24 protein-coding genes, 1 tRNA gene and 1 pseudogene are annotated in these 23240 nt (G+C 68.0%); 10 read left to right on the forward strand and 16 right to left on the reverse strand.

The genetic code is table 11. The annotated features are described in order from the left end of the window. Positions 1 to 23 precede the first annotated feature (23 nt). A complete protein-coding gene (locus PT015_RS16510; RefSeq protein WP_285185858.1) occupies positions 24 to 452 on the forward strand; it encodes a lipoprotein LpqH in 429 nt (142 codons plus the stop codon). A 4-nt stretch (positions 453 to 456) separates the two neighbouring features. On the opposite strand, the gene PT015_RS16515 is transcribed toward PT015_RS16510, so the two are convergent. Genes PT015_RS16515 through PT015_RS16530 form a run of 4 tightly spaced genes read right to left on the reverse strand, consistent with a single transcriptional unit; the run spans position 457 to position 4532 of the window. Then, positions 457 to 1362: a haloalkane dehalogenase gene (locus PT015_RS16515; RefSeq protein WP_285185859.1), complete on the reverse strand. Its 906-nt coding sequence runs from the start codon at positions 1360 to 1362 to the stop codon at positions 457 to 459. Further along, the gene (locus PT015_RS16520) at positions 1340 to 1822 is read right to left on the reverse strand and encodes an NUDIX domain-containing protein (RefSeq protein WP_285185860.1); all 483 of its coding nucleotides are present in this window, start codon (positions 1820 to 1822) and stop codon (positions 1340 to 1342) included. The genes PT015_RS16515 and PT015_RS16520 overlap by 23 nt, the downstream gene beginning before the upstream one ends. 8 nt (positions 1823 to 1830) lie before the next feature. Further along, positions 1831 to 3192, reverse strand: coding sequence for a WS/DGAT/MGAT family O-acyltransferase (locus PT015_RS16525; RefSeq protein WP_285185861.1), 1362 nt, complete (start codon positions 3190 to 3192; stop codon positions 1831 to 1833). Between the two features lie 53 nt (positions 3193 to 3245). Continuing rightward, entirely contained in the window at positions 3246 to 4532 is a 1287-nt protein-coding gene (locus PT015_RS16530; RefSeq protein WP_285185864.1) for a PE-PPE domain-containing protein, read from the reverse strand. Between the two features lie 103 nt (positions 4533 to 4635). On the opposite strand from PT015_RS16530, the gene PT015_RS16535 reads away from it, so the two are divergent. Further along, positions 4636 to 5415 carry a DUF732 domain-containing protein gene (locus tag PT015_RS16535; protein WP_285185866.1) on the forward strand — a complete coding sequence of 260 codons (780 nt, stop codon included), beginning with the start codon at positions 4636 to 4638 and terminating at the stop codon, positions 5413 to 5415. On the opposite strand, the gene PT015_RS16540 is transcribed toward PT015_RS16535, so the two are convergent. The 4 genes from PT015_RS16540 to PT015_RS16555 all read right to left on the reverse strand — a co-directional run bounded on the left by PT015_RS16540 (position 5398) and on the right by PT015_RS16555 (position 7296). Further along, positions 5398 to 6120 (reverse strand): LLM class F420-dependent oxidoreductase, encoded by a 723-nt coding sequence (locus PT015_RS16540; RefSeq protein ID WP_285191143.1) that lies wholly within the window; start codon positions 6118 to 6120, stop codon positions 5398 to 5400. The genes PT015_RS16535 and PT015_RS16540 overlap by 18 nt on opposite strands. 88 nt (positions 6121 to 6208) lie before the next feature. After that, a tRNA-Ser gene (locus PT015_RS16545) sits at positions 6209 to 6299 on the reverse strand. 29 nt (positions 6300 to 6328) lie between these two features. Further along, positions 6329 to 6787, reverse strand: a complete 459-nt coding sequence (locus PT015_RS16550) for a nucleoside deaminase (protein ID WP_285185867.1) — start codon at positions 6785 to 6787, stop codon at positions 6329 to 6331. Continuing rightward, the gene (locus tag PT015_RS16555; RefSeq protein ID WP_285185868.1) at positions 6784 to 7296 is read right to left on the reverse strand and encodes a tRNA adenosine deaminase-associated protein; all 513 of its coding nucleotides are present in this window, start codon (positions 7294 to 7296) and stop codon (positions 6784 to 6786) included. Before PT015_RS16555 ends, PT015_RS16550 begins: the two co-directional genes overlap by 4 nt. Positions 7297 to 7431: 135 nt before the next feature. Between PT015_RS16555 and PT015_RS16560 the strand changes: the two genes are divergently transcribed. Further along, on the forward strand, positions 7432 to 8376 hold the full coding sequence (locus PT015_RS16560) for a prephenate dehydrogenase (RefSeq protein WP_285191144.1): 945 nt from the start codon (positions 7432 to 7434) through the stop codon (positions 8374 to 8376). On the opposite strand, the gene PT015_RS16565 is transcribed toward PT015_RS16560, so the two are convergent. Genes PT015_RS16565 through PT015_RS16585 form a run of 5 tightly spaced genes read right to left on the reverse strand, consistent with a single transcriptional unit; the run spans position 8339 to position 12357 of the window. Beyond that, the gene (locus PT015_RS16565; RefSeq protein WP_285191145.1) at positions 8339 to 8887 is read right to left on the reverse strand and encodes a putative glycolipid-binding domain-containing protein; all 549 of its coding nucleotides are present in this window, start codon (positions 8885 to 8887) and stop codon (positions 8339 to 8341) included. The genes PT015_RS16560 and PT015_RS16565 overlap by 38 nt on opposite strands. Before the next feature lie 41 nt (positions 8888 to 8928). After that, positions 8929 to 9651, reverse strand: coding sequence for an ABC transporter permease (locus PT015_RS16570; RefSeq protein WP_285185870.1), 723 nt, complete (start codon positions 9649 to 9651; stop codon positions 8929 to 8931). Continuing rightward, positions 9648 to 10331: an ABC transporter permease gene (locus tag PT015_RS16575; protein ID WP_285185872.1), complete on the reverse strand. Its 684-nt coding sequence runs from the start codon at positions 10329 to 10331 to the stop codon at positions 9648 to 9650. The genes PT015_RS16570 and PT015_RS16575 overlap by 4 nt, the downstream gene beginning before the upstream one ends. 2 nt (positions 10332 to 10333) lie before the next feature. Beyond that, positions 10334 to 11425 carry an ABC transporter ATP-binding protein gene (locus PT015_RS16580; RefSeq protein WP_285185874.1) on the reverse strand — a complete coding sequence of 364 codons (1092 nt, stop codon included), beginning with the start codon at positions 11423 to 11425 and terminating at the stop codon, positions 10334 to 10336. Beyond that, positions 11422 to 12357 carry an ABC transporter substrate-binding protein gene (locus PT015_RS16585; RefSeq protein WP_285185876.1) on the reverse strand — a complete coding sequence of 312 codons (936 nt, stop codon included), beginning with the start codon at positions 12355 to 12357 and terminating at the stop codon, positions 11422 to 11424. Before PT015_RS16585 ends, PT015_RS16580 begins: the two co-directional genes overlap by 4 nt. Positions 12358 to 12428: 71 nt before the next feature. Between PT015_RS16585 and PT015_RS16590 the strand changes: the two genes are divergently transcribed. Then, positions 12429 to 12776: a LapA family protein gene (locus PT015_RS16590; protein WP_285185878.1), complete on the forward strand. Its 348-nt coding sequence runs from the start codon at positions 12429 to 12431 to the stop codon at positions 12774 to 12776. Here PT015_RS16590 and PT015_RS16595 read toward each other — a convergent pair whose 3' ends face one another. Together PT015_RS16595 and PT015_RS16600 are read right to left on the reverse strand one after the other, a co-directional pair. Next, complete coding sequence (locus PT015_RS16595) at positions 12777 to 13811, reverse strand: phosphotransferase family protein (RefSeq protein WP_285185880.1); 1035 nt, start codon at positions 13809 to 13811, stop codon at positions 12777 to 12779. It abuts the gene before it with no gap. Next, a complete protein-coding gene (locus PT015_RS16600; RefSeq protein WP_285185881.1) occupies positions 13808 to 14452 on the reverse strand; it encodes a histidine phosphatase family protein in 645 nt (214 codons plus the stop codon). The genes PT015_RS16595 and PT015_RS16600 overlap by 4 nt, the downstream gene beginning before the upstream one ends. A gap of 136 nt (positions 14453 to 14588) precedes the next feature. Here PT015_RS16600 and PT015_RS16605 point away from each other — a divergent pair, with 136 nt between their 5' ends. Genes PT015_RS16605 through PT015_RS16630 form a run of 6 tightly spaced genes read left to right on the forward strand, consistent with a single transcriptional unit; the run spans position 14589 to position 21373 of the window. Next, complete coding sequence (locus PT015_RS16605; protein ID WP_285185883.1) at positions 14589 to 16667, forward strand: AMP-binding protein; 2079 nt, start codon at positions 14589 to 14591, stop codon at positions 16665 to 16667. A 52-nt stretch (positions 16668 to 16719) separates the two neighbouring features. Then, entirely contained in the window at positions 16720 to 17739 is a 1020-nt protein-coding gene (locus PT015_RS16610; RefSeq protein ID WP_285185885.1) for a phosphotransferase family protein, read from the forward strand. Beyond that, positions 17736 to 18500 carry an SDR family NAD(P)-dependent oxidoreductase gene (locus tag PT015_RS16615; protein WP_285185887.1) on the forward strand — a complete coding sequence of 255 codons (765 nt, stop codon included), beginning with the start codon at positions 17736 to 17738 and terminating at the stop codon, positions 18498 to 18500. The genes PT015_RS16610 and PT015_RS16615 overlap by 4 nt, the downstream gene beginning before the upstream one ends. Before the next feature lie 17 nt (positions 18501 to 18517). Beyond that, the gene (locus PT015_RS16620) at positions 18518 to 19801 is read left to right on the forward strand and encodes an acyl-CoA dehydrogenase family protein (protein WP_285185888.1); all 1284 of its coding nucleotides are present in this window, start codon (positions 18518 to 18520) and stop codon (positions 19799 to 19801) included. After that, a complete protein-coding gene (locus tag PT015_RS16625) occupies positions 19779 to 20402 on the forward strand; it encodes a TetR/AcrR family transcriptional regulator (RefSeq protein WP_285185889.1) in 624 nt (207 codons plus the stop codon). Before PT015_RS16620 ends, PT015_RS16625 begins: the two co-directional genes overlap by 23 nt. Further along, positions 20402 to 21373, forward strand: a complete 972-nt coding sequence (locus PT015_RS16630; protein ID WP_285185890.1) for an NADPH:quinone oxidoreductase family protein — start codon at positions 20402 to 20404, stop codon at positions 21371 to 21373. The genes PT015_RS16625 and PT015_RS16630 overlap by 1 nt, the downstream gene beginning before the upstream one ends. Before the next feature lie 61 nt (positions 21374 to 21434). On the opposite strand, the pseudogene PT015_RS16635 reads toward PT015_RS16630, so the two are convergent. Further along, positions 21435 to 23231, reverse strand: a pseudogene (locus PT015_RS16635) (alkyl/aryl-sulfatase); the annotation flags it as partial. Between the last annotated feature and the right edge of the window lie 9 nt (positions 23232 to 23240).

The following is a 23240-nucleotide window of genomic DNA, read 5'->3' on the forward strand; positions in this document are numbered from 1 at the left end:
TACGGCCGGGTTAGATTCCTGCTGTGAACAAGGGCGCGTGTGCCATCGCGGCGGCGGCGCTGCTGGTCGGCGGCTGCTCCGGTAAGGCTGCGACGCCACCGCGAGGAGTGCTGCCGCCGGGCACCGCGGTGCTGTCCATCGACGGTAAAGATCTGGGCACCAGCTATGCGGTGCGCTGCCAGCGGATCGACTGGATGACACGGATCCACACCGACCTGCACTCGTCGAAGGTGCACGCGATGCTCTCCACAGCCGACAAGCTGAAGGCCGAGTTCGTCCGCTTCGACGCGGTCGACGGGTTCACCGGGTCCTACGAGCACGCGCTGCAGGGCGAGGCCTCGGTCACGATGACCGGCCCCACGTACCACATCACCGGTGCCGCACTGGGTTTCAACAATGCCGAGCGGACCAAGCTGAAAGCCGAAACGTTCACGATCAACGTATCGTGCTAGCGGCTCAGCCCTTCAAGAAGGCGACGACGTAGCCCGCGAGTTCCTCTCCGGCGTCCTCCTGCAGGAAGTGCCCCGCGTTGGCCACCACCGGATGGTCGATGCCCCGGGCGCCCGCCATCTCGCGCCGCAGGATCGGCGCCATCCCGCCGGTGATCGGGTCGCCGTCGCTGAACGCGACGAGCATCGGTGTCGAACTCGCGCACAGCGTCGCCCACGCCGCCCGGTTGGCCGACGCAGCGGGATCGTCGGGCGCCGTCGGCACCAGGCCCGGCATCGCCCGCGGTCCCGCGCAGTAGGAGTCGTCGGGGAAGGGTGCGTCGTAGGCCGCGCGCACCTCGTCGTTCATCGGCCGTCGGCAACCGCCCTGCACGAACCGGCCCACGTCGATCGACGGCGCGGTCTGGATCGCCTGGCGGAACTGCCACCAGATCTCCGGCATCGGGATATCGCCGGTGGGTAGGCCGGTATTGGCGACGACCAGGTGGCTGAACCGCTCGGGATGCTCTGCGGCCAAACGCAATCCGATCAGCCCACCCCAGTCCTGGCCTACCAGCGTCACCCGCTGCAGGTCCAGCTTGTCGAACACCAACTCGCGCACCCATTCGACGTGACGCGCGTAGCTGTGGTCCTCGATGCGGGTCGGCTTGTCGGACCGGCCGAAGCCGACCAGGTCGGGACAGACCACGCGGTGCCCGGCCGCGGCCAGCACCGGGATCATCGTGCGGTAGAGATACGACCACGACGGCTCGCCGTGCAGCAGCAGCACCGGGTCGGCGTCGGCGGGTCCGTCCTCCACCCAGGCCATCCGCAGGGCGCCGCCTTCGCCGTCGGATACCTCGGAATAGTGTGCAGCGTAAGGAAATTCGGGTAGCGCGGCGAACCGGTCGTCAGGGGTGCGCAGTGTCTGCATGAGTGTGAAGATACGCCACCAGCTGGTCCAGCAGCGGGATCTGGCTCTTCAGCAGCTTGACCCGGGCCTGCGCCACAGTGAACCACTCGATCCGGTCGACCTCCGGGAATGACTTCAGTTGCCCTGAGCCCCTTGGCCATTCGAGTTCAAAGGTGTTGCTGTGGGCGCCGGCGAGGTCGAGGTCGGCCCGCACCGCGAACGCGGTGACGACCTTGCCGCCGGCCTGCTTGATCGGTGCCAGATCAATCCGCGGGCCGACCGGAAGCGGCAACCCGACCTCCTCGCCGAACTCGCGCTGCGCAGCCGCCCACGGGTCTTCGCCGTCGGCGTACTCGCCCTTCGGGATCGACCAGGCGCCGTCGTCTTTGCGCGCCCAGAACGGGCCGCCGGGGTGGGCGATCAGGACTTCAAGGCCAGAACCTGTTCGATACAGCAGCAGCCCCGCGCTCAGCTTGGGCATCGCCGCCGTCAGACCCCCGCCGCGCGTTCCAGATCCTTGAGCGAGGTCTCCAGGTGGCCGAGCAACCGCTGCAGGTGTGGCACACTCTTGCGGCAGCCGACCAGGCCGAAGTCGATGTTGTCGGCGTTGTTGACCATGGTGATGTTCAGGGCCTGGCCGTCCAGCGCGATCGACAGCGGGTAGTTGCCGTCGAGTCGGGCGCCGCCCCAGTACATCGGCTTGGTCGGGCCCGGCACATTGGAGATCACGATGTTGAACGGCGGCGGCGTCGTCCGGACGAAGCCGGGCAGCGCGGACAGACCCAGCGGTCCGATGAGCGACGCGGACAGCGCATACGCCTGCAGCTTGGGCAATTCCGCGAACACCTTCTTGTTGCCGCGCATCGACGCGCTGATGGTCTCCAGCCGCTTCACCGGGTCGTCGACGTCGGTGGCCAGGTTGCACAGCAGCGCACCGACCTGGTTGCCGCCGGCGTCGGCCTCGTCCTCCGAACGCATGCTGACCGGGACCATGGCGATCAGCGGGGTGTCGGGCAGCGCGTGCTCGTCCTGCAGGTAGTAACGCAAAGCGCCGGAACACATCCCGAGGATGACGTCGTTGAAGGTCACCCCCGCGGCGACCTTGATGCTCTTGAGCCGGTCGATCGCCCACGACTGTGCGGCGACTCGGCGCGCCCCGCCGATCGGCACGTTGAACATCGTGCGCGGCGCCGCGAACGGCAGCGTCAGCTGCTGCTCCACCAGCGCCGCCTTGGCCAGTGACCACGTCGACGGGCCATATGCCGCAACCGATTTCGCAATGTCGGTCAGACCCCGCCGGCTCGGCTTCTCGGCATTGTCGCGGTGCCGACGCGGCAGGTCCCAGATCGCCACCATGTCAGTGTCGTCGGGGTCGGCCGACAAGGTCCGCTGCATCAGGCGCAGCGCCGAGACGCCGTCGATCAGCGAATGATGGAACTTGCTGTAGACGGCGAACCGGCCGTCGTTCAGCCCCTCGACGAAGTGCGCCTCCCACAGCGGGCGATGCCGGTCGAGCAGACCGCTGTGCCACCGCGAGGTCAACTCAAGCAGTTCGCGCACCCGGCCCGGCGTCGGCAACGCCGAGCGCCGCACGTGATAGTCGATGTCGACGTCGTCGGGGTCGTCGTAGGTCCACGCGACGGCGGGGACCGCACCGAAGGTCCACGCCGGGTGTTTGCGGAAGGTGGGCTGGAAGTCGCGGTTGGCGACCAGCGTGTCGCGAATCTCGCGGGCAAACTCCGGGCCGGCGCCCTCCGGCGGCTCGAACAGTTGTAGACCGCCGACGTGCATCGGATGCTCACGCGATTCGATCGACAGAAAGACCGAGTCGAGCGGACTCATCAGTTCCATGAACCCATCTAAGGCGTTGCCGACAATCGAGGCCAGCGAATACGCGAATCAGTTCAACTGGTGAACATTCCGCCGACCGATCCGACCAGTCCGAGAACCGGATCGAGCAGATTCTGTTGGATGCCGCTGAGATCCAACAGGTTCTGGATGCTCGCGCCGATCGGCCCCTCGATGTCGATGAACGCGGTGAAGGGATTGAAGTCGGCGTTGAGATCGGTGACGAAGTCGTAGTACGGCACCCCGATGGTCTGCTCCGACCACGCCTCGGCTTCGGCGAAGAACGTCTCGAGTTGGTCGAAGCCGGGCAGCTCCGCCCCGAAGAGCGCGAAGCCGTTGTTGGCGCCCTGCACTACACCGTTGGCGAATTGGAGGCTGAAGGTCACCGGGTCGAGGGTCGGGAATAGCTCGGCCGGCGTGGGATCGCCGAATGGGGTGGAGCGGTCGTAGCCGGCCTCGACGATCACCTGCAGCGCCGGCTGGAAAATCTTCAGCACCGGTTCGGGCACGCCCAGTGTGCGCAGCGGCTCGAGCAGCGGAAGGTTGGTCGTCGGGATGAAGTAGAACGTGGTGTCGCCCTCGATCTGCTTGACGATCTCGCTGGAGCCCAGCACATATTCGTCGGCGTACGGGCCCGAGATCGGGTCGGACGGCGGCCAGATCGCCGGAACCTCGTACGGCAGAGGGCCATTGCCGTAGCCGGCGTGGGAGTAGAAGAACCCCAAAAGCGCGTTCGCGTCGGCGACCAGGTTGACCGGATACCGCGGAAAATCGGCGACGGCGTCGTATTGGTTGGCGATGTCGATGGTGTCGATGCCCGCGGTGGTCGGCTCGGCGCCGTTGAAGTCGAATCCCGGGGCGCCCGGGATGACCAGGCCGGCGAAGCGCTCGAGAAAGCCGCCGTCGGGCCGGTTGCCGGAACCGAGCAGCAGGAAGGTGACATCGGGTCGCGTGTCAGGGTCCTGCTGCATGAGGAGCAACTTCTCCAGGACGGCGATCTGGGCGCTCTGCGAATAACCCTGGACGAGGTAGGGCACGTCGGCGGGCTGATCGTCCATCATGGCTTGCAGATTCGCGAGACCGACCGGAATCGACGTGCTCGCAGCCGATTCCGGGGTCGGCACCAAAACGGAGGTGTAGTCCTGACCGGTTGTCGGGTTGATGTAGTCGGAGATGATCGTGTCGCGCCAGAACTCACTGGGCGTCGGCATCCCGGTGCCGCCCATCATCAATGCGATCAGCGGGTCGGCGTCGGCGGTGTCGGCGTTCGCGAGGGCGGCGGACAGCAGCAAGGTCATGAGCGCGCCGCCGATCAGCGCGCCGACATGTCGTGCGGTCCTCATCGCGACCACTGTGCCGCAAAGCCGGCTGACTCGCCGGGAATTCCCGATGCTGAGATCGGCTGGTAACGGCACCCGAAACCCCGGTTGGCCCTAAGCTCTTGGGATGCGCGATCGGGAGACGATCGACTCCGAACTACGCCGCGTGGCATCCGAGCTCCGCTTGATCCGCGAGCGGGGTGGACGGCCGTCCAGCCAACAGGTCGACGCGCTGCTCGACGAGCGCCTGGGACATCCCGTCGAGGTGTTGTGCGATACCGCGGTTCTCGACGAAATCCTGGCGCCGTTCGAGGAGTCGATCGATCGGCCGCGCCGACGGCGCCGGGGCCGGCTGTTGCGTTTCGCGTTGCGTGCTGCGGTCCCGATGTCGGTGCTCGCCATCGCCGCGGTGCTGGCGGTGATGTTCATGCTGCACCGGCATCAGCGCCCGACCGAGCCGGTGGCCTCGACGACGCAGGTGTCCGACGAGCGGTCGACTCCCGTTCCGGGGCCGCCGCTGGTTCCGCCGCCCGCCGCAACGTCGCAGGCCGACATTGCGGAGAAGGCGATGGTCGAGGCCCTGCAGCACGAGGGTGTGCCGGTGCCCAGCCGCGAGTACGCCTCGGCACAAGGGCACGCGGTCTGCGACTTCCTCAGCAAGCAGCCCAGCTTCTCCGACGCCACCCAGTTCGTACAGCGGTCGACGATCTGGGACAACCAGCAGAGCGCCGACTTCACCGCCGCCGCCGTCGTCACCTACTGCCCGCAGTTCGAGCAGACCAGCAATGCGCAGATGCAGCAGACCTTCCAGAAGTCGGTGACCAACATGCAGACGATCGAGAACGATCTGCAGGGCATCAACCGCGACCTGCAAGGCATCAGCGACGGCCTACACCCGGGCAGCTAGCTCGATCAGCCGTTCCACCTCGCTCAGGTCGTACGGCGCGCGCAGGCCGAGAATCAAGTGCTGCGCGCCGGCGTCCACCAACGCCGGAACAAGATCCGGGTCGGCGCGCTCGACCCAGACCGTGCGCTCGATTTCGGTTGGCGCTCTTCCTATTTCGGCACACCACTGATCGATCACCCGGTTCTTGTGCCGGATCGTTTCGGAGTCGCCATAGCCGTTCCACATGTCCGCGTGCTGGGCCACCAGACGTAGCGTCCGACGTTCGCCCTGGCCGCCGATCAGGATCGGCAACCGGCCCAGCGGCGGCGGATTCAACAGACTGAGCCGGGACCTGATCCGCGGCAGCGCCTCGGTGAGATCGTCGAGTCGCTCGCCCGGTGTGCGGACGCCATAGCCGTATTCGGCTTCGTCCTTGTCCATCCAGCCCGAGCCGATGCCCAGCACCGCACGCCCGCCCGACAGGTGGTCGAGGGTGCGGGCCATGTCGGCGAGCAGGTCGGGGTTGCGATAGCCACCGCCCGTCACGAGCATGCCGATCTGCGTGACATTCGAGGTGGTCACGGCCATCGCGGCCAGGATCTGCCAGCCCTCGAAGTGCGTCTCTTCCGGCCGCCCGTAGAGCGGTGGGAAGAAGTGGTCCCAGGTCCAGAGGCTGTCGACCCCGAGGGCGTCGACGCCGCGCCAGCCCGCCTTCAGTTGTGCCATGGTGCAGTTCTGCGGGTGGATCTGGACGCCGACCTTCACCGCATCGACTCTAGAGCCAGGCGCCGACGGCACAGTCGGTGAAACACTTTGGCGGTGGCGGAGGGATTTGAACCCTCGGACGGGGGTTACCCGTCACACGCTTTCGAGGCGTGCTCCTTAGGCCGCTCGGACACGCCACCGCGGGACACACTACCCAACGACGGCGTCGCTATCCCAATCGCTGGCGGGCGAAGAACGTCTCCAGCACCGCGGCGCACTCGCCCGCCAGCACCCCGCCACGTACGTCCGGCCGGTGGTTGAGCCGGCGATCGCGCACCACGTCCCACAGCGAACCCACCGCACCGGTCTTGGGCTCCCACGCGCCGAACACCACCCGGCCGACGCGCGCCATCACCAGTGCACCGGCGCACATCGTGCATGGCTCGAGCGTCACCGCCAGCGTCGCGCCCTCCAGCCGCCAGCCGTCGCCGTGCACCCGGGCCGCCGCTCGGATCGCCAGCACTTCCGCGTGCGCGGTCGGATCGCCGAGCGCTTCGCGGGCATTGACCGCGCGGGCCAGCTCGGTGCCGTCGGCCGCGACCACGACCGCGCCAACCGGAACGTCGCGGGGGTCCGCCGTCGCGGCGACCGCCAGCGCGGCGCGGATCAGGTCGTCGTCAGAGCTCACCGATTGAGCTTGTCGACCACCGACGACAGCTCGTCGGCGAAGCCCATCTCGCGGGCGATGCGCTCCAGCTGTTCGTCGGCGAAGAGGTCGGTCTCGTCCAGAATGACGCTGAGCACCGGCTCGGGCAGGCCGATGTCGGACAGCAACCCGAGATCGCCCTCAGCGAAGGGGTCGGCGTCTTCAAGATCATCGGCGTCGATGTCGGCGTCCAGGTTGTCCAGCACTTCTTCGGCGATGTCGTAGTCCAACGCCGCCGTGGCATCCGAGAGCAGCAAACGCGTTCCGGACGGCGCCGGCCGGACGATCACGAAAAAATCGTCGTCGATGTCGATCAGGCCGAAAACCGCACCGGCACTGCGTAACTCACGTAGCTCGGTCTCGGCCGCGGACAAACTGGTCAGCACCTTGGGGCCCATCGCCGAGCAACGCCACTTGCCGTCCTCGCGCACGACAGCCACACCGAAGCCGTCCGGTGTGTCGGCCTGCGCGGACGCCCGCTGTGCTCCCATGGGCGCCTACGCTAGTCGCGCCGAAGCCGCTTGACCAGCACGCGCGCAGCAAACCGGTGTCGCGCCCGCGGCCCGATATGCCACCCTTGATGCGTGGTTCCTCCCCCCATTTCGAAGAACCGTGCGAAGACACCGGTGTGCGTGCTGGGGCTCGGACTCATCGGCGGCTCGCTGTTGCGCGCTGCCCAGGCGGCCGGGCGGGACGTGTTCGGCTACAACCGGTCGGTCGAGGGCGCCCAGGCCGCCCGCTTCGACGGGTTCGACGCGTCCACCGACCTGAACGCCGTGCTCAGCAGCGCCGCTGAGGTCGGCGCGCTGATCGTGCTCGCCGTGCCGATGCCGGCGCTGCCGATCCTGCTCGGCCACATCGCCCAGACCGCGCCCGATTGCCCACTCACCGACGTGACCAGCGTCAAGGGTGCAGTGCTCGACGCGGTCACCGCCGCGGGCCTGCGGGAGCGCTTCGTGGGCGGGCATCCGATGACGGGCACCGCGCACTCCGGCTGGGAGGCCGGCAATCCGCGCTTGTTCGCCGGTGCGCCGTGGGTGATCAGCGTCGACGACCACGTGGACCCGGTGGTGTGGACGACGGTGCTGCAACTGGCGCTGGACTGCGGGTCGGTCGTGGTTCCAGCCCGGTCCGACGAGCACGACGCCGCCGCGGCGGCCATCTCGCATCTGCCGCACCTGCTCGCCGAGGCGCTGGCCGTCACCGCCGCCGAGGTGCCGCTGGCCTTCGCGCTGGCGGCCGGTTCCTTTCGGGACGGCACCCGGGTCGCCGGTAGCGCACCGGACCTGGTGCGGGCCATGTGCGAGGCGAACTCGGCGCAGCTGCTGCCCCGGGTCGACCGCGCGATCGAACTGCTCAGCGGGGCTCGGAAGTCACTGGCGCACAACGACTCCGTGGCCGAACTCGTCGAAAGCGGACATGCCGCCCGCGCGCGCTACGACAGCTTCTCGAGACCGGAGATCGTCGGGGTGTTCGTCGGCGCCGAGAACTGGCGCGGCGAACTGGCGGCCGCCGGACGAGCCGGCGGGGTGATCAGATCCGCTCTGCCAAGCCTGGATAGTCCACGATGAAGCCCGCGTCGTCGACGCTCAACGTGGTGTCGGAGACCGGCGAGTGCACCTTCATGCCGTCCGCGATGTTGCTGTAGCTGACGGTCGCCGCGGCGACACTCATCTCCGGCAGGCTCACGTAGACGGTGGGCACGGTGACGGCATCGGGGTGTTCGTGCAGGCCGATGCGCCGGATCGGCAGCGCGTTGAAGAACGGGCTGTACACCACGTCGACGTCGAGGGCACCCTCGTAGGCCGCACGCGAGTCGCCCTGGTGGTCGGTGATGAGCCAGACGTTCTCGTCATCGCGTGCGATGACGATCTGCCGCTCCCGTTCGGCCAGCGTCACGGTCATGCCGAGGCGCTTGGTCGCGCCGGTCTCGTCGGTCACCAGGTCGTAGTACGCGGCGAACGCCGGATTGCGGTCGGTCTCCGCGGCGACGATGCGGCCATTGGCCTTGATTCGCTTGCCGGACAACTGCACCCGCACCGACTCCATCCGCCGGTGATCCTGTGAGCGCCAGGTCAGCATCGTCGACCACGCGTTGCTTGTCGGGTCTGACGGTGTTTGGCTCACGCGTCTACGTTAGGCGACGGCTCGGCGGATATCGACGACCGGTGGTGTGGCCTTCGGCGCAATCGCCCGGTGCCGGGCACCGACGCCCACACCGCGAATGCGAGCACGCCGTCGAGAACCAGCGCCAACGCCGCGACCATCAGCGCGCCCACCAGTGCGATGTGGAATTGCCGCACCTTGATGCCGTCGATCAGGTAGCGACCGAGCCCGCCGAGGCTCGCGTACGCCGCGACCGTCGCGGTGGCGACCACCTGCAGCGTCGCGGTCCGCAACCCACCCAGGATCAGCGGCAGCGCGTTGGGCACCTCGACCCGGAACAGCACCCGCAACTCGCTCATCCCCATTGAGCGCGCCGCGTCGACCACCGTGCGGTCGACCGCCGCCACCCCGGCGTAGGTGCCGGCCAGCATCGGCGGAATGCCCAGCAGCATCAGCGCCACGATCGGCGGAACCGGGCCGAGTCCCCACAGCAGCACGGCCAGCAGCAGCACGCCGAGCGTCGGCAGCGCCCGCAGCGCGTTGACCAGGCTGACCACCACCAGCGTGCCGCGCCGGGTGTGTCCGACGACGAGCCCGATCGGGATCGCTACCAGGGCCGACACCACCACCGCCGCGCCGGTGTACTCGAGATGCTCGAGAGTCCGCTGGGCCAGACCGACCGGTCCGAACCAATTGTCGGCGGTGAACAGGTAGGACAGCGCCTGGTTGAGAAAGTTCATCGCGAACCGCCCACCACCGGTGCCGTCAGCAGCCGACGGCCCGGCCGTGACACCCGGTCCCATGGCGTGGCCAGCCGCCCGGCGAGCATCAGCGCGACGTCGATCACCACCGCCAGCACGAAGATCGCCACGATGCCGGCGACGATCTGGTCGCTCTTGTCGGCCTGATAGCCCTCGGTGAACCAGGTGCCGAGGCCGCCGATGCCGATCACCGCGCCGACCGAGACCATCGAGATGTTGGTCACGACGACGACTCGCAAGCCCGCCACCAGAACCGGAATCGACAGCGGCAGTTCGACTTTGAGTAGTCGGGTGAGCGGCCGGTAGCCGATCGCGCTGGCGGCGTCGCGCACCTGATCGGGCACCGCGTCCAGCGCCTCGAACACCGCCCGCACCAGCAGCGCCGAGGTGTAGAGCGTCAGTGCGACAAGGACATTCGCCTCGTCGAGAATCCGGGTCGGGATGATCAACGGCAGCACCACGAACAGCGCCAGCGACGGGATGGTGAACACCGCGCTCGCCGTCACCGTGGTGAATTTGCGCAGCAGCGGGTGACGCCAGGTCAGCACGCCCCATGGCACGGCCAGCGCCAAACCCGCCAGCACCGGCAGCAGCGAGAGCCGCAGGTGGATGACGGTCAACGCCCAGGCCGTGGGGAGATGGTGCAGCAGGTAGTGCACGGCTAATTCCGGCGGTGGGAATCCAAGGCGGCCAACACGTCTGCGGCCCGCACCCCACCGGTGACCTTGCCCGCGCCGTCGACCGCGACTCCCATCGCCGCCGGCGACGACAGCGCGGCGTCCAGCGCCTGACTCAGGTTGGCGCCCGGCCGGAACACCGCGCCGACCGAGGTCACGCTGTCGCGCAGCGCCGCGCCGCCGCGATGCTTGCGGACCCCGTCGGCGTCGATCCAACCCAACGGCGTGCCGTCCGCCTTGACCGCCAGCGCCCAGCCGTCGCGCAACTGCTCGTCGCCGGCTACCTCCGTGATCGTCGGGATATCGTGCAGCGGAAGGTCAGTCGCGTCCAGAAACTGCAGCCAGCGATAGCCCCGGCCGGCCCCGATCATCCTGGCGACGAAGTCGTTCGCCGGCCGGGACAGCAGCTGGGCCGGCTCGTCGTACTGCTGCAGCACGCCACCGCGGCCGAACACCGCGACCCGGTCGGCCAGCCGGATCGCCTCGTCGATGTCGTGGGTGACGAACACGATGGTCTTGTGCAACTCGGCCTGCAGGCGCAGGATCTCGCGCTGCAACTCATGGCGCACGATCGGGTCGACGGCCGAAAAGGGCTCGTCCATCAACAGGATTGGCGGATCGGCGGCCAGTGCCCGCGCCACGCCCACGCGCTGCTGCTCGCCGCCGGACAACTGCGCCGGGTAGCGGTCGGCCAGCTTGGCGTCCAGGCCGACCCGCTCCAGGACGGCATAGGCGGCCTTGCGCGCCGCGCGGCGGGTCTGGCCAGTGAGCACCGGCACGGTGGCGACGTTGTCGATCACCCGCTGGTGCGGCATCAGGCCCGCGCCCTGGATCACGTAGCCGATGCCGAGGCGCAACCGCACCGGATCGACCCCGGCGACGTCGGCGCCGTCGACCACGACCTTCCCCGACGACGGCTCGGCCATCCGGTTGATCATCCGCATCGACGTCGTCTTGCCGCACCCGGAGGGGCCGACGAACACCGTCAGCGTCCCCGGCGGGACATCGAGATCCAGCCGATCGATGGCGACGGTGCCGTCGTCGTAGACCTTGTGGACATCGTGAAACCGGATCACCGGCCGGCTACCATTGCGTGGTCGAAGTTGTTGTCGTGCAACCACTTCCGAGCCGCCTGATCGGGGTCGACGCCGTCGTTGCCCGCCACCGAGGCGTTGAGGTGGGCGACCTCGATACTGGTGAGCTTCGCCGACACCGTATCCAGCACCGTGGTCAACTTCTCCGATTTCTTCCGCGAATTCACCAACGGGACGATGTTTCCGGCCAGGAAGTTGTGCAGCGGGTCGTCGAGCGCCACCAGGTTACCTCCCAGGAGGGCCGGCGAGGTGCTGAAGATGTTGGCCGCGTTGACCTTCCCTTCGGTCAAAGTGCGCACGGTGACCGCCCCGCCGTCGTCACTGATTGCCACGAAGTTGCCGGGCGCGACGTTCAACCCGTACCGCTGTCGCAGGCCTGCCAGCCCGGACGGACGCACCTGGAAGTCCGACGGCGCCGCGAACTTGACATCGCTCGAATGCGGGGCCAAATCGGCGATCGTCGTCAGCTTCCACTTGGTCGCGGTATCAGTGGTGACCGTGACGGTGTCGGTGTCGCACGCGGGTGACGGCGTCAGGATCGACAGGTCCGGCGGCAACCGCTTCGTCAGTTCACGTTCGACGTCGTCGAGCATCGTGACGGTGGCGCTGGGCTCGAGGTAGAGCAGCAGGTTGCCGACGTATTCGGGCACCAGGTCGATCGAGTGATCCTTCAACGCGGGGACATACGTCTCGCGGCTGCCGATGCCCATCTGCCGGTCGACGTCGAAACCGTTGGCCTGCAACGCCTGTGCGTAGATCTCTGCGACGATCTTGGACTCCGGAAACCCGGCCGATCCGACCACGATCGAATTCGGGTCGGTCGACGAGACGCCGAGCGGATTGGCGCTGCCACATCCCGTCGCCGCCAGGCAAACGGCCGTCAACCACGCCACCGCCCCCCGCCACCAGACCATGGCTCCGACACTAACCCCCGATTCCGGCTCGTTCGGTTCCCTTTGCTCCGACAACGGGTAATGATGACTGCATGAGCAGCGATGCGACGTCATCTCCCGAACCGCCACTGGGCACTCCCGCGCCGGGTCCGAACCACGCGCCGCCGCCCGAGTCGGCCGTCAAATTCACCCGCACGGCCGGTCTGTGGTCGTTTCTGGCGATGGGATTTCTGATCCTCATCGTGCTGCTGATCTTCATCACCCAGAACACGGCCTCGGGAGACTTCGCGTTCCTCGGCTGGCACTGGACGCTCCCGCTGGGGGTGGCCATTCTGCTGGCGGCCGTCGGCGGCGGTTTGATCACTTTCCTCGCCGGTACCGCGCGCATCTACCAGTTGCGGCGTGCTGCGAAGAAAAACCTGCTGGCCGCGGGACGGTAGCTAGGTCTTCTGCAATTCGCGGAGGCCCGCCGCGATCAACGGCGCCACCGTCTGGCCGACGCGGTCGGAGGAGTCGACACCGTCGGCACCACCCGACATCCGCCGGCGGAAGTCGATACCGGCGGCGATGATGGCCAGCTTGAAGTACGCCAGCCCCATGTAGAAGTTCCAGTGCGACAAGGCCTGCCCCGAGGCCTCGGAGTACTTGTGCGCGAGGCCGTCGGCGTCCGGCAACTGCGGTGACGTCCAGGCGGCCTGAGTGTTGATCACGTCGTCGAATGTCGGGTCGCGGTAGACGCACATCAGCGCCGCGTCACTGAGCGGGTCACCCAGCGTCGAGAGCTCCCAGTCGACGACGGCGCGCACCCGCGTCGGGTCGACCGCGTCGAGGATGGTGTTGTCGATCCGGTAGTCGCCGTGCACGATCGAGGCCCTGGTCTGCTGCGGAACCGCGGCCGCCAGCGACTGGTGCAGGCGTGCGACGTCGGCGTCACGGTCGTCGTCGGGCAGGTGTACGTGCTCCCACTGCGACCCCCAGCGCCGGACCTGCCGCTCCAGATATCCGCCGGGCTTGCCGAAGTCGGCCAGCCCGACCGCGGCCGGGTCGACCGCGTGCAGGTCGGCCAGCACCTTGATCAGCCCGTCGACGCAGCCGTCGATCACCTGCTGATCGCCCATCGCCTCGAGCTCGGTCCGACTGCGAACCACCTGTCCCGCAACGTATTCCACCATCTGAAACGGCGCCCCGAGCACTGAGTCGTCGTTGCACTGCGTCACCGCACGCGCCACCGGGACGTCGGTGTCGGCGAGCCCTGCCACCACGGTGTACTCGCGGGCCATGTCGTGCGCCGAGGGCGTCAGGCCGTGCAGGGGCGGGCGTCGCAGCACCCACTTCGACGAGTCGTCGGCGACCAGGAAGGTCAGGTTGGAACGGCCGCCGGAGATCAGCTGCGCCGTCAGCTCACCGTCGCGACCGACGCCGGCCGATCGGAGGTGGGCGTCCAGCGCGGAGAGGTCGAGCCCGTCTAGCGTCACGGGACTTGTTTATCAGGGACCGGCCGCCGGTTGCGCGGCAGCAGGTCCCATACGTGTTCGGTGCCGTTGACCGTCACCACGCTGGCCTGACCGGACCGCGAGAACAGCAGCCGGGTCACCGACGCGTAGTCGATCGGGAAGGACAGGATCCGCCTGGTCCCCAGGATCTCGTGCAACACGACGTTGATCACCCCGCCGTGGCTGAAGACGACGACGGTGTCCTCGTGCTCGGTCGTCGCGGCGACATGGCCGACGGCCGCCTGCACCCGCGCCCGGAACGCGTCCTCGTCGACCGTGCTCGGCAGGTGCCCCTGCGCCATCCGCGCCCATTCCTGCGGGTTTTCCGCGCGGATCTGCTCGATCGGGATGTAGAAGGGCAGTTCCCGGTCGTACTCGGCGAACCGGTCGTCGATCTCGATGGGCAGCCCGGTGGCCGCCGCGACAGGTTCGGCGGTCTGCACCGCGCGCCGCTGCGGGCTGCTGACCAGCCGGGTGATCGGGAAGCGGGCCAGCGCCTCCGGCAGGCGGGCGATCTGCTCTCGACCCTCGTCGGAGAGGTCGGGATCGGCGCCCTGGCCCCCACCCTCGGGAGCCGGGCCGCTGCGGAGCGGCAACGCGTGCCGGACCAGTAGCAACTGCATCCACACAGCCTTGCACGGCCCGAACTGCGACCGCCCGGCCGCCAGCGAATACTGTCGGTAACACAGTTGGCCCGCGTTGAGACTCTCCGAATGAGAATGTGGGCTGTCCGATAACGACCGAACGTGGCAGGACCCCGTGGCACGCGACGTGATCGCCTTCGACACGACGGTGGATCACCCATGCCCCGAGGTGTGGGGCCTGTTGCAGCGGCCCGGTTGGTACCCCCGCTTCTTCAGCGGCCTCGGCGCCATCGAGCGGGTGTCGGGCACCGCGCAGAACTTCGAGGTTCGCCTGTCCACGCCCCGCGGCGGCCTCGCCGTCCACGAGATGCGCCATTCGGTCCGCCAGGCCGACATGGCGATGCGGCTCGACGCGACGGAACTCGAGGGGTGCCTGCTGACGCTCCGGTTGCAGCCGAACGGCGACGGCACCCGGATCACGGTGCGGATCTTCGGGGTGAACCTGCTGCACCCCGATCTTGAGAAGGTGAGCGAGGGCAGCGTCACCGACTGGGTTCGGGACGGCCTGCAGCGACTCGCGGATTACCTAGACGGCATGGCGGCGCCGCAACTGGTCAACACCGGTGACGGGCGCTCGCTGCAGTTCAGCGTTCTCAAGACGTTGATGGCCAGCGGCGTGGTGCGGGCGTCCCGGCCGGATCGTGGCATCCGGCAACTCAACTCCCTTGCCAAATGGGGCTTTACGCTCGCGGGTGGCCTGGGTGCGGCGGCCGCGCGGTCACCGGAACAGGTGGCGCTGATCGACCGGCACGGGTCGTCGAGCTACGCCGATCTGGCCGAGCGCACCACCGCGATCGCCTCCGGCCTCGGCGCGGTGGGCTTCGACAAGGACAGCAAGTTCGCGGTGCTGGCCCGCAACCACTCGGCGATGGTCGAGTGCATGCTGGCCGTGAGCAAGCTGGGCGCCGAACTCGTGCTGCTCAACACCGGCTTGGCGCCGCGTCCGATCGGGGAACTCGTGGCCCGCAACGGCGTCGACGCGGTGTTCCTCGACGACGAGTTCGAGCCGCAGACCCGCGAACTGCCCGCACAGGTCGCGCGGCTCTCGACCTATCCGAATTCGATCGTCTCGCAACGCCTCTCGATCGAAGATCTGGTCGCCGCCGGTGCCGGCACGCAGATACAACCGCCCAAACACCCCGGTCGACTGGTGGTGTTGACCTCGGGCACCACCAGCACCCCGAAGGCGGCGCTGCGGCCCACTCCCTCCGGATTCGGCGCGATCGCCGCGATGCTGTCGCGGATGCCGCTGCGGCGTGACGAGGTGATGCTGCTGGCCGCGCCGCTGTTCCACGCCTGGGGCCTGGCCGCGCTGCAGCTGAGCACGCCGCTGCTGGCGACGGTGGTGTTGATGGAACGGTTCGATGCCGAGGAATGCCTGAAAACCATTGCGCGGCAGCGCTGCACGGTGCTGGTGGTGGTTCCGGTGATGCTGCAGCGCATTCTCGAACTTCCGGACGACGTGATCGCCCGGTACGACACGTCGTCGCTGAAGGTGGTTGCCAGCAGCGGAGCGCCGATCTCGGGCGCTTCGGTCGGCAGGTTCATGGACACCTTCGGCGACATTCTGTACAACTTCTACGGCTCGACCGAGGTGTCGTGGGCGACGGTCGCCGATCCCACCGACCTGCGGCTCGCCCCGACCACCGCCGGCCGACCGCCCCTGGGCACCCGAATCGCCATGCTCGATCGGGCTGGCGATGCCGTCCCCGCGGGCGGCGTCGGCCGCATCTTCGTGGGCAACGACATGCTGTTCGACGGTTACGCGGACGCCGAATCGCCGGACGTCGAGGACCGCCTGATGGACACCGGCGACCTCGGCTACTTCGATGCCAGCGGCCGCCTCTTCGTCGCCGGGCGGGCCGACGAGATGATCATCTCCGGCGGTGAGAACGTGTTTCCCCGGCCCGTCGAGGAAGCCATCGCCGCGCTGCCGCAGGTCGTCGAGGTCGCGGTGGTCGGCGTGCCGGACCGGGAGTTCGGCGAGCGACTCGCCGCATTCGTCGTCCGCGCCGAGCGGAGCTGGCTGGACGAGGAGACGGTCAAGAATCACATCCGAAATCGACTGAGCCGGTTCTCGATTCCGCGCGACGTCATCTTCGTGAACGAACTCCCGCGTAATGAGACGGGCAAGATCGTCAAGCGCCAGCTGACCGACGGCCACTTCCCCCACGAACCGGATTGGCCTATCTGAGGCCATTCCCGCGACCAGCGGAGAATGCTATTCTCCGTGTGGAGATTGGGGTGTGCCGATATTGGACGACGAAGTCCTGGGACGCTGGCTGGACGCGAACGATGCTCCGGGCGACGGCGAAAGGCCGCGAATTGAGCAGTTGTCCGGCGGCTCGCAGAACAACCTGTACCTGATCCACCGCGGCGACGAGCGCATGGTGCTGCGGATGCCCGGCGACCGCGCCGACGCGGCCCGCAAAGACGGCCTGCTCCGCGAGATCCGGCTGGTCCGCGCGCTGGGCAGCACCGACGTGCCGCACGCCGCGCTGCTCGCCGCCGACGAAGCCGGCGAGTTGTTCGGCAAGCCGTTCTACGTCATGCAGGCGATCGACGGCTGGAGTCCGATGGACGGCGGCTGGGAGGCGCCGTTCGACGACGACCTCGACGCCCGGCGCCTGTTGGCCTTCGAACTCGTCGAGGGCGCCGCCAAGCTGGGCCGGGTCGACTGGCAGGCGCAGGGATTGGCCGGCTTCGGCCGGCCGGACGGCTTTCACGAGCGACAGGTCGACCGCTGGCTGGCCTTCCTCGACAGCTACCAGGTGCGTGAATTGCCCGGCCTCGACGCGGCCGCGGAGTGGTTGCGCGCCAACCGGCCGGCGCACTACAAGCCGGGCATCATGCACGGCGACTACCAGTTCGCCAACGTCATGTTCGCCCACGGCGGGCCGGCCCGGCTGGCCGCGATCGTGGACTGGGAGATGACAACGGTCGGCGATCCGCTGCTCGACCTGGCCTGGTGCCTGCTCGGCTACGACGGTGAAAACCCTAAGGAAGACGGGTTCTACCTCGACATGAAGGGGATGCCGACGCGCAGCGAGCTGCTCGAGCGCTACGAGCAGGTCAGCGGGTTGTCCACGGAGAACATCGACTACTACCTGGTGCTGGCCAACTGGAAGCTCGGCATCGTGCTGGAAAAGACCTACGCTGCAGGGGTGCGCAGCGGCAAGGTCGACCCGAAGATCCAGGACGCGTTCGGGGCGATGGTCCCGCAGTTGATCGCCACCGCGGCCGGCATGGCTGGGTCGCTGAAATGAGTTACGCTGAAAAGCTTTTCGACCTCACCGGGCAGGTTGTGCTGATCACCGGCGGCAGCCGGGGGCTGGGTCGCGAGATGGCGTTTGGGGTGGCCCGCTGCGGCGCCGACGTGGTGATCGCCAGCCGCAAGATGGAGAACTGCGTGTCGGTCGCCGAGCAGATCGAGAGCGCAACCGGCCGCACCGCGATGCCGTATCAGGTGCACGTCGGTCGCTGGGATCAACTCGACGGGTTGGTCGATGCGGTCTACGACCGGTTCGGCAAGGTCGACACGTTGATCAACAACGCCGGCATGTCGCCGGTCTACGACAAGTTGACCGACGTCACCGAGAAGTTGTTCGACGCCGTGGTGAACCTGAACCTCAAGGGCCCATTTCGGTTGTCCGCGTTGGTCGGTGAGCGGATGGTCGCGGCCGGGCGAGGGTCGATCATCAACGTCAGCACCTCCGGGTCGCTGCGGCCGGCCCCCGACATCATCCCGTACGCCTCGTCGAAGTCCGGCCTCAACGCAATGACCGAGGGCTTCGCTCGCGCGCTCGGACCCAAGGTCCGGGTCAACACCTTGATGGCCGGCCCGTTTCTCACCGACGTCAGCAAGTCGTGGAACATCGAACAGGCATCGCACAACCCGTTCGGCGGCCTGTCGTTGCAGCGCGCCGGCGATCCGGCCGAAATCGTGGGCGCCGCACTGTTTTTGGCGTCGGATGCATCCAGCTTCACCACCGGCTCGATCCTGCGGGCCGACGGTGGGATTCCCTAGACGCAATAGGAGGCAGCATGGCGTGGGACTTTTCGACCGAACCGGAGTTCGCCCAGAAGCTCGACTGGATCCGCGAGTTCGTCCGCGACGAGGTCGAACCGCTCGAGGTGTTGTTCCCCGGCTGCGAATTCCTGCCGCTGAACGACGAGCGCCGCAGGATCGTCGACCCGCTCAAACAGCGGGTGCGCGAGCAGGGTCTGTGGGCGCCGCACCTCGGTCCGGAACTCGGCGGACAGGGCTTCGGCGCGGTCAAGCTGACCCTGATCAACGAGATCCTCGGCCGCAGCCCGTGGGCGCCCATCGTGTTCGGCACGCAGGCGCCCGACACCGGTAACGCCGAGATCATCGCGCGCTTCGGCACCCAGGAACAGAAGGACCGCTACCTGTCCGGCCTGCTGTCCGGCGAGATCTTCTCCTGCTTCTCGATGACCGAGCCGCAGGGCGGCGCCGACCCGCGCGTCTTCACCACGCGCGCCGTCAAGGACGGTGACGACTGGGTGATCACCGGGCGAAAGTACTTCTCCAGCAACGCTTCCGTCGCCTCCTTCTTCATCGTCGTCGCGATCACCAACCCCGACGTGGCGGTGCACCACGGCGCGTCGACGTTCCTGCTTCCGGCCGACACCCCGGGCCTCAAGGTCGAGGCCAACCACCATCTGGTCGGCGCCGACCCGCATGAGCCGGGCCATTCGCTGATGCACTACGACGACGTCCGGGTGCCGTCGACCGCGCTGCTCGGTGAGCCCGGCCAGGGCTTCCTTATCCTGCAGACGCGGCTGGCGGGCGGCCGGTTGCATCACGCGATGCGCTCGATCGGCATGGCCCAACGCACCGTCGAGATGATGGCGCGACGCGCGAAAAGCCGCTTCACCCAGGGCACATTGCTGGCCGACAAGCAGCTGGTACAGGAGTTCGTCGCCGACTCCTACACCGAGCTGACGCCGTTCCGGCTGACCGTTCTGCACGCCGCCTGGCTGATCGACAGCGGCGACGAGCACGGTGCTCGAGCCGAGATCGCGACGTGCAAGATCCTGGCCTCGAAGGTTCTGAAATCCATTGCGCTGCGGGCGATTCAGGTGCACGGCGCACTCGGCTTGACCGACCAGCTGCCGCTGGTCAACGTGCTGTTGGGTGGCATCGCGCTGGGCCTGGCCGACGGGCCCACCGAGGCACACAAGGTCAACCTGGCCCGCATGCTGCTCAAGAACGTCGAAGCCGAGAGCGCGGAGTGGCCCAGCGAGATGCTCGACGTCCGCCGCGAGGCGGTCCGCGCGAAGTATGGCAGTCTCGTTGACCACTAGGGCCTCCGCCGCCGTCGAGCGCGCCCTCGACACCCGACAACGCGAGGCCACCGAAGAGGTCGAGCGCATCCTGGCCGCCGCGGTCCGGGTGATGGAACGCGTTGCGCCCGAACCGCCCCGGGTCAGCGACATCGTCGCCGAAGCCGGATCGTCGAATAAGGCGTTCTACCGCTATTTCGCGGGTAAGGACGACGTGATCCTCGCGGTGATGGAGCGTGGCGTCGCGATCGTCGTCTCCTACCTGCAGCACCAGATGACCAAGGAACGCACGCCGGCGGGGCAGATCAAGCGCTGGGTCGAGGGCGCACTCGCCCAGGTCGCCGACCCGCACCTGATCAGCATGAGTCGCGCTGCGGCAGGACAGGTTTCGGCGACCACCGACTGGCGGGCCGCCGACGATGCCATCATGCGCCCGATGCGCGACCTGCTCACCGAGCCGATTGCGGCGGCGGGCAGCAGGAGCGTCCAGCGCGATGCAGATGCCGTCTTCCTGTGTACGGTGTCGGCCATGCGTCGTTACCTGGATGCCGCCCAGCGGCCCCGTCGCGCGGACGTCGACCACCTGGTGCGGTTCTGCCTTCGCGGATTGGGAGTCGATTGATGCGTGCCGTGCTGTGCGAGTCCTACGGGCCGCCGGAAGATCTGGTCGTCGCAGAGGTCGCCGACCTCGAGCCCAGCCCCGGCCACGTGGTGGTGCGGGTGCGCGCGGCGGCGGTCAACTTTCCCGACGTGCTGCTGATCGACGGCAAGTACCAGATCAAGATTCCGCCGCCGTTCACCCCCGGCAGCGAGTTGGCCGGTGAGGTGATCGCGGTCGGCGAGGGCGTGTCTTTGGCTCCGGGACAACGGGTTTCGGCGACGACGTTCGTCGGCGGCTTCGCCGAGCAGGCGCTGCTCCCGGCCGCCGGGCTGACCGAGATACCCGACGGTGTCGACTTCGCCTCCGCCGCGGCGTTCGGCGTGACGTACCGGACCGCGTACCATGCACTGCGGTCCATCGCCGAAGTGCGCGAAGGTGATTGGGTGGTGGTCCTCGGCGCGGCCGGCGGCGTGGGCCTGGCCGCGGTAGATCTCGCCGTGGCGATGAAGGCGCGGGTGCTGGCCGCCGCGTCCAGCCCGGAGAAGCTCGAGCTGTGCCGGCAGCGCGGTGCCGAGGCGACCGTCGACTACGACCGCGAAGACCTCAAGACCCGCATTCGCGAGCTCACCGGCGACGGTGCTCGCTCGGTGCTAGACCCGGTGGGCGGCGCTTACGCCGACCCCGCGCTGCGGGCTCTCGCCCGGGGCGGGACGTTCGTCACGCTGGGCTACGCCGCGGGTGCCATCCCGTCGATACCGCTGAACCTGGTGCTGCTCAAGGGAATCACGGTCCGGGGCATGGAGATTCGCACCTTCATGAGCGACCGCCCCGACGACAACGCCCGCGACATGCGCGAGCTGACCGAGATGTTCGCGTCCGGCGTGGTCCGGCCGTACATCGGCGCGCGGTTCCCACTGGACGACACGGCCGCGGCTCTCCGCTTGGTGGCCGACCGCAAGGCCATCGGCAAGGTGGTCGTCGAGATTCCCTGACTTCCCGCGAGACTGAAGCTGGGGTCGTGAAATCAGCAGATCCACAGCCCTGGGCTCAGTTTCACGGCGTGACGATGTTGAACGACGGGTCCGGCCGGTCCAGCACGCCGACCAACTGCTCCAGCGCCGTCTGATCCCCGGACAACTCGAATCCCGGCGAAGCGAAGTCACCCATCCCCAGCATCAGCAGCCGAAAGGCGTTGTCCAGCTTCAGCGTCGCGGCCGCGGTCGCCGGATCTGCGGGTATCCGCCGGTGCACCAGCACGCCGTTGCGCAGAGCCAGCCGATAGTTCGCGTCGACGTCGGTCAGCGTCACGTCGATGGCGAGGTCGAGATCCCACGCCCGCGGGCCGTTGATGCTGATCGCCAGGCCGTCGAAGATCTGCTCCGGGGTCAACTGGGCCAGCAGCGACGGTGACGACGTCTGCGCCGCGGTCCCGAAATTGCCGTCGCGCAGCTCGGTTGCCCCGGACAGGAAGAAGTTGCGCCACGTCGCATTCTCGGCGCCGAAGGCCAACCGCTCGAAGGTCTCGATCAGCAGGGCGCGGGCCCCGGCATGCGAGCTGTCGGTGAATACGGCGTGGTCCAGCAGCGTTGCCGCCCAACGTAAATCCCCCTCGTCGAACGCCCGCCGGGCGAGCTCCACCACCCGGTCGATCCCGCCGATCGCGTCGACATAACGCGGGCCCAGCGCCTCCGGGGGATGCGGCCACAACCGGGCCGGGTTGCCGTCGAACCAACCCATGTAGCGCTGGTAGACCGCCTTGACGTTGTGACTGACCGAGCCGTAATAGCCGTGCGTGTGCCAGGCCTTGTCCAGCGCCGGCGGCATCTGCATGGCCTCGGCGATCTCGACGCCGGTGTGTCCTTGGTTGAGCATCCGCAGCGTCTGGTCATGCAAATATGCGTACAGATCCCGCTGCAGCGCAAGGAATTCCACTGTTCCCTCGCGACCCCACGTCGGCCAGTGGTGCGACGCAAAGACGACGTCGGTGCGGTCGGCGAACGAGTCGATCGCCTCGGTGAGGTAACCCGCCCACGCGTGCGGGTCGCGGACCAACGCTCCGCGCAGCGTCAACAGGTTGTGCAGGTTGTGCGTTGCGTTCTCGGCCATGCACAGCGCACGGAATTGCGGGAAGTAGAAGTGCATTTCGGCCGGCGCCTCGGTACCAGGCGCCATCTGGAACTCGATCTGCACGCCGTCGACAGTGTGCGTTTCGCCGGTGCTGCGGATGTCGACGGTCGGGACGATCAGCGCGATCTCGCCCTGCGACGGGGCCTGACCCAGTCCGCAGCCGACGTGCCCCTCCGGACCGCGGGCCAGCAGCGTGCCGTACATGTAGGTGGCCCGCCGGGCCATCGCCGGACCGGCATACACGTTCTCCTGCACCACATGTTCGGTGAATCCCTCGGGCGCCAGCACCGCCACCGTCCCGGCGTCGACAGCGGCTTGCGAGGTCACCCCGAGCACGCCGCCGAAATGGTCGACATGGCTGTGGGTGTAGATCACCGCGACGACGGGCCGGTCGCCCCGGTGGGTGCGGTACAACTGCAGCGCCGCCGCGGCCACCTCGGTGGAGACCAACGGGTCGATCACGATCAGGCCGGTGTCGCCCTCGACGAAGCTGATGTTCGACAGATCCAGGCCGCGAACCTGATAGATGCCCGGGACCACTTCGTAGAGGCCCTGTTTGGCGGTCAGCGTCGATTGTCGCCACAGGCTCGGATGCACCGTCGGGGGCGCATCGCCGGCGATGAATGCGTAGGCGTCGTTGTCCCACACCACGCGCCCGTCGGCGGCCGTGACCACACAGGGAGTCAGCGCGCCGATGAAACCCCGGTCGGCGTCGGCGAAGTCGTCCATCGC

Origin of the sequence: Candidatus Mycobacterium wuenschmannii (genome assembly GCF_030252325.1) — a bacterium.
GTDB classification, from domain to species: Bacteria; Actinomycetota; Actinomycetes; order Mycobacteriales; family Mycobacteriaceae; genus Mycobacterium; species Mycobacterium wuenschmannii.

Bases quoted from the DNA above. Each gene is read 5' to 3' on its own strand.
- PT015_RS16520 (WP_285185860.1), bottom strand. From the start codon at position 1,822: ATGCCCAAGCTGAGCGCGGGGCTGCTGCTGTATCGAACAGGTTCTGGC.
- PT015_RS16620 (WP_285185888.1), top strand. From the start codon at position 18,518: ATGGCGTGGGACTTTTCGACCGAACCGGAGTTCGCCCAGAAGCTCGAC.
- PT015_RS16600 (WP_285185881.1), bottom strand. From the start codon at position 14,452: ATGCAGTTGCTACTGGTCCGGCACGCGTTGCCGCTCCGCAGCGGCCCG.
- PT015_RS16535 (WP_285185866.1), top strand. From the start codon at position 4,636: ATGCGCGATCGGGAGACGATCGACTCCGAACTACGCCGCGTGGCATCC.
- PT015_RS16530 (WP_285185864.1), bottom strand. From the start codon at position 4,532: ATGAGGACCGCACGACATGTCGGCGCGCTGATCGGCGGCGCGCTCATG.
- PT015_RS16515 (WP_285185859.1), bottom strand. From the start codon at position 1,362: ATGCAGACACTGCGCACCCCTGACGACCGGTTCGCCGCGCTACCCGAA.
- PT015_RS16525 (WP_285185861.1), bottom strand. From the start codon at position 3,192: ATGGAACTGATGAGTCCGCTCGACTCGGTCTTTCTGTCGATCGAATCG.
- PT015_RS16615 (WP_285185887.1), top strand. From the start codon at position 17,736: ATGAGTTACGCTGAAAAGCTTTTCGACCTCACCGGGCAGGTTGTGCTG.
- PT015_RS16585 (WP_285185876.1), bottom strand. From the start codon at position 12,357: ATGGTCTGGTGGCGGGGGGCGGTGGCGTGGTTGACGGCCGTTTGCCTG.
- PT015_RS16630 (WP_285185890.1), top strand. From the start codon at position 20,402: ATGCGTGCCGTGCTGTGCGAGTCCTACGGGCCGCCGGAAGATCTGGTC.
- PT015_RS16570 (WP_285185870.1), bottom strand. From the start codon at position 9,651: ATGAACTTTCTCAACCAGGCGCTGTCCTACCTGTTCACCGCCGACAAT.
- PT015_RS16625 (WP_285185889.1), top strand. From the start codon at position 19,779: ATGGCAGTCTCGTTGACCACTAGGGCCTCCGCCGCCGTCGAGCGCGCC.
- PT015_RS16540 (WP_285191143.1), bottom strand. From the start codon at position 6,120: ATGGCACAACTGAAGGCGGGCTGGCGCGGCGTCGACGCCCTCGGGGTC.
- PT015_RS16565 (WP_285191145.1), bottom strand. From the start codon at position 8,887: ATGCTGACCTGGCGCTCACAGGATCACCGGCGGATGGAGTCGGTGCGG.
- PT015_RS16590 (WP_285185878.1), top strand. From the start codon at position 12,429: ATGAGCAGCGATGCGACGTCATCTCCCGAACCGCCACTGGGCACTCCC.
- PT015_RS16555 (WP_285185868.1), bottom strand. From the start codon at position 7,296: ATGGGAGCACAGCGGGCGTCCGCGCAGGCCGACACACCGGACGGCTTC.